This window comes from Brevundimonas sp. (genome assembly GCF_036677305.1).
Lineage (GTDB): Bacteria > Pseudomonadota > Alphaproteobacteria > Caulobacterales > Caulobacteraceae > Brevundimonas.
Window position 1 is genome coordinate 1 of the sequence record NZ_JAKFEB010000225.1, and the last position, 3,264, is coordinate 3,264.

Here is a 3,264-nt window from a genome sequence, read left to right on the forward strand (position 1 = left end):
GTGACGCTGGACGGGGTGACGATGTCGATCGACTTCGGCCAGACCGCCGACCGGATCGAGAGCCGCAACATCCTGGCGCGGATCCCGGGGGCGACGCATCCCGAGGAGACGGTGCTGTACGGCGCCCACTGGGACGCCTACGGCCGCGCGACGCCGGTGGGGGACGACGACATCTATAACGGCGCCGTCGACAATGCGACCGGCGTGGCCGGGCTGATCGAACTGGCGCGGCTGTTCAAGGCCGGCGCGGCGCCCGAGCGGTCGGTGGTGTTCGCGGCCTGGACGGCCGAGGAGGCCGGGCTGCTGGGGGCCGAATACTACGCCGCCAATCCGGTCTGGCCGCTGGAGACGACGGTGGCCAACATCAATATGGACAGCTTCCTGCCCGGGACCGAGGTCTCGCCGCAGATCGTGGTCATGGGGGCGGGCAAGAGCCAGACGGATACGTGGCTGGAGCGGCGGGCGACGGAGCAGGGCCGGACCCTGATCCCCGATCCGGCGCCCCAGGCGGGCGGCTTCTACCGCTCCGACCACTTCCCGCTGGCCAAGAAGGGCGTGCCGGCCCTGTTCGGGGCGGCGGGCTTCACCGGGCACAACGAAGCCAGCCGCGACTATGTGGCGAACCGCTATCACAAGCCGTCGGACGAATGGACGCCGGCGTGGGTGATGGACGCGGCGGCCGTGGACGTGGACCTGCTGTACGCCGTGGGCCGCGACCTGGCCGACAGCGGCGACTGGCCGGAATGGAATCCGGGCGCGGAGTTCGAGACGGCGCGGCAGGCTTCGGCCGGGCGACGGCAGTAGCCCTCGCCGGTCACCGCGCCAGGGCGAAGTCCGCGTGAACCTGCACCTCATAGGCGCCGGCGCCGGCGTGGACGGGAGGGGCCGGCGCCACGCTCTGGGCGACGGCCATGTTGCGCGCGTCGCCCACGTACCAGGGAACCGGCGGCTGGCCGGAACCGTCGCGGATGGCGATGACCCGCTCGACCTTCAGGCCTGCGGCCGCGGCATAGGCCTCGGCGCGGGCCCGGGCGGCCTTGTAGGCGGCGGCGTAGGCGGCGTTCTTCGCCCGCTCGGGATCGGAGGCCTGCAGGTCGGGGCCGGAGACGACGTTGCCGCCCGCCTCGGTGGCGGCGGATATGGCGGGGCCCGCCTGACGGACGTCGCGGATGCGGACCTCGACCATGTTCTCTGCGCGATAGCCGCCGCGGCCCGGGCCGTAGTCGACGCGGCCGAGGGTGACGGATCGGGTCTGGATGTCGTCGGGTTTCACGCCGAGCCGTGCAAGGGCGGCCGAGACGCGCGCCATGGCGGCGTTGTTTCCGGCGCTGGCGGCGGCGGCGGACGGGGCGCTGGTCGAGACCCCGACGGTCAGCCGGGCCTCGTCAGGGCGGGCCTCGGCGCGGCCGGTGGCGGCGACCTGCAGCAGCACCTCGTCCGGGCGCACGCCGCGGGGATCCGGCGGCTGGGTGCAACCCGCCGCCAGCAGGAGAAAAACCAGTCCGATCCGCTTCATGACCCGTCCCGCAAATCGCCCCGGAGAGAAGAGAGGCCGCGAAAGTGGCGGGCCCGTGGCGGTGCGACAGGATGGGCGGCGGGACGCGGCGCGCCCCGCCCGCCGGTTCATTATGAGCTGAAGGCGCCGCGGATGGCGGAGCCGCGAATGCATTCTTTCTGGATGGCCGCCTGGTCGATGGCGTCATACTCGCCCTTCAGCCGGCTGAGTTCTTCCTTCTGGTCGCCGTTGGCGAGGAGGAACAGGGCCGGCCAGAAGATCACGAGGCCGACCGTCATGGCGGCGGTGTCGTTGTTGGCGCGGCTGCGCTGGTTGGCGGTCAGTTCGCTGACCTTGGCCGCCACGCGGCGGTTCTCTTCACCGAGCTGGGGGCAGGTGTAGTGCGCATAGTTCATCGGCGAGACGTAGCTGGCCGAAATGTCGTTCGGGTGGGTGGCGCAGGCGCCCAGGCTCAATGCGGCGCACAGCGCGACGGCAGCGGTCTTCTTCATCTGGTAGCCCCCAAAGCCTCCGCCTTTTGCAGAGAGCCGCAGGTCTAACCATTCAAGGTTGTCGATCCGTTACACTCTTCACGCATTTACGGCGCCGCTGTTTGCGGAGCGGCCCGCCCCCCTCTAGATTCCCGGCCATGAGACGATTTCGCGCGGCCCCCCTGGTCCTGATGATGGCGCTGGCGGCCTGTGGGCAGCCGGGTCAGGATCCGGCGACGCCTGCCCCCTCGCAGGAAGCGCCGCCCGCCCCTGCGCCGGCGGCGGCGGATCCGTCCACGCAGGTTGGGAGTCTCGCCGGGGCGTGGCGGGTGGCGGGGATCGACGGTCGCGAGTTCGACGAGCCGGTCGGATTGTCGCTGACGGGCGACGAACGGCAGCTGTGGTGGGAGCCGCGATGCGCCGGGATGGCGCGCGCCTACCGCATCGACGGGCCGGGCATCGCCTTCGCCTCGATCAGGCCCGCTGGACCGGCGGGCTCGCCCCCGGCTCCGGTCTGCGAGATAGGCCTGCCGCCGCGCCTCGACGAGGTGATCCGCGCCCTGGACAATGCGGACCGCATCGCCCGGACACCCAACAACGGCATCCTGATCTCGGGCCCGGACCACAGCCTGCTGCTGTTCTCGCAATAGGGCGGGAGCCGCCGGCTATGATCCGGCGGCGTGGGCCGCGTCCTCGGCGAGCAGCCGGCGGCCGCGGACGATGATGTCGACCCAGTTGGCGAAGGCGCCGGCCAGGGTCATGACCACGTCCTTGAGCGGGCCGTCGCGAAGGCAGCCGTCCTCGTCGAACTGGTCGGCCGACACGTGGCCGAGATAGGCCTCGGGCTGCTGCATCACGGGCATGTTCAGAAACACGCAGGCCTGGCGCAGCTGATGGTTGGCGCCGAAGCCGCCGATGGCGCCCGGCGAGGCGCTGACGATGGCGGCGGGCTTCTTGTCCCAGACGCTCGCGCCATAGGGGCGGGAGCCGACGTCGATGGCGTTCTTGAGCACGCCCGGGACGCCGCGATTGTACTCGGGGGTGCAGAACAGGACGCCGTCCACGGCGGCGATCTCCTGCCGGAAGCGCACGAATTCGGGCGGCGAGTCGGCGTCGGAGTCCTGATTGTAGAGAGGCAGGTCGCCGATCTCGACGAGACTGCAGTCCAGCATGTCCGACGAGAAGGCGCAGATCGAGCGCGCGATCTTCCGGTTGATGCTGTCCTTGCGAAGGCTGCCGACGACGATTGCGATCCTGTGTCTGGTCATGGGGTGGTCC

The 3,264-nt window shown here is 70.9% G+C and carries 5 protein-coding genes; 2 read left to right on the top strand and 3 right to left on the bottom strand.

Annotated features, from left to right (window positions below; all coding sequences use genetic code 11):
• Positions 1-804 (top strand): M20/M25/M40 family metallo-hydrolase (locus V6M42_RS12910; protein ID WP_332678842.1); only part of this gene is annotated, 804 nt, incomplete at its 5' end.
• A gap of 10 nt (positions 805-814) precedes the next feature.
• Here the strand turns inward: V6M42_RS12910 and V6M42_RS12915 are convergent.
• Positions 815-1,516, bottom strand: coding sequence for an SIMPL domain-containing protein (locus V6M42_RS12915; protein WP_332678843.1), 702 nt, complete (start codon positions 1,514-1,516; stop codon positions 815-817).
• A gap of 110 nt (positions 1,517-1,626) precedes the next feature.
• Positions 1,627-2,007 carry a hypothetical protein gene (locus tag V6M42_RS12920; protein ID WP_332659897.1) on the bottom strand — a complete coding sequence of 127 codons (381 nt, stop codon included), beginning with the start codon at positions 2,005-2,007 and terminating at the stop codon, positions 1,627-1,629.
• Positions 2,008-2,144: 137 nt separating this feature from the next.
• Between V6M42_RS12920 and V6M42_RS12925 the strand changes: the two genes are divergently transcribed.
• Positions 2,145-2,636, top strand: coding sequence for a hypothetical protein (locus tag V6M42_RS12925; RefSeq protein ID WP_332678844.1), 492 nt, complete (start codon positions 2,145-2,147; stop codon positions 2,634-2,636).
• A 15-nt stretch (positions 2,637-2,651) separates the two neighbouring features.
• Here the strand turns inward: V6M42_RS12925 and V6M42_RS12930 are convergent.
• Positions 2,652-3,264 (bottom strand): NADPH-dependent FMN reductase (locus V6M42_RS12930; protein ID WP_332678845.1); only part of this gene is annotated, 613 nt, incomplete at its 5' end.

Coding starts and splice junctions, on each gene's coding strand:
- V6M42_RS12915 (WP_332678843.1), bottom strand. CDS start 1,516: ATGAAGCGGATCGGACTGGTTTTTCTCCTGCTGGCGGCGGGTTGCACC.
- V6M42_RS12920 (WP_332659897.1), bottom strand. CDS start 2,007: ATGAAGAAGACCGCTGCCGTCGCGCTGTGCGCCGCATTGAGCCTGGGC.
- V6M42_RS12925 (WP_332678844.1), top strand. CDS start 2,145: ATGAGACGATTTCGCGCGGCCCCCCTGGTCCTGATGATGGCGCTGGCG.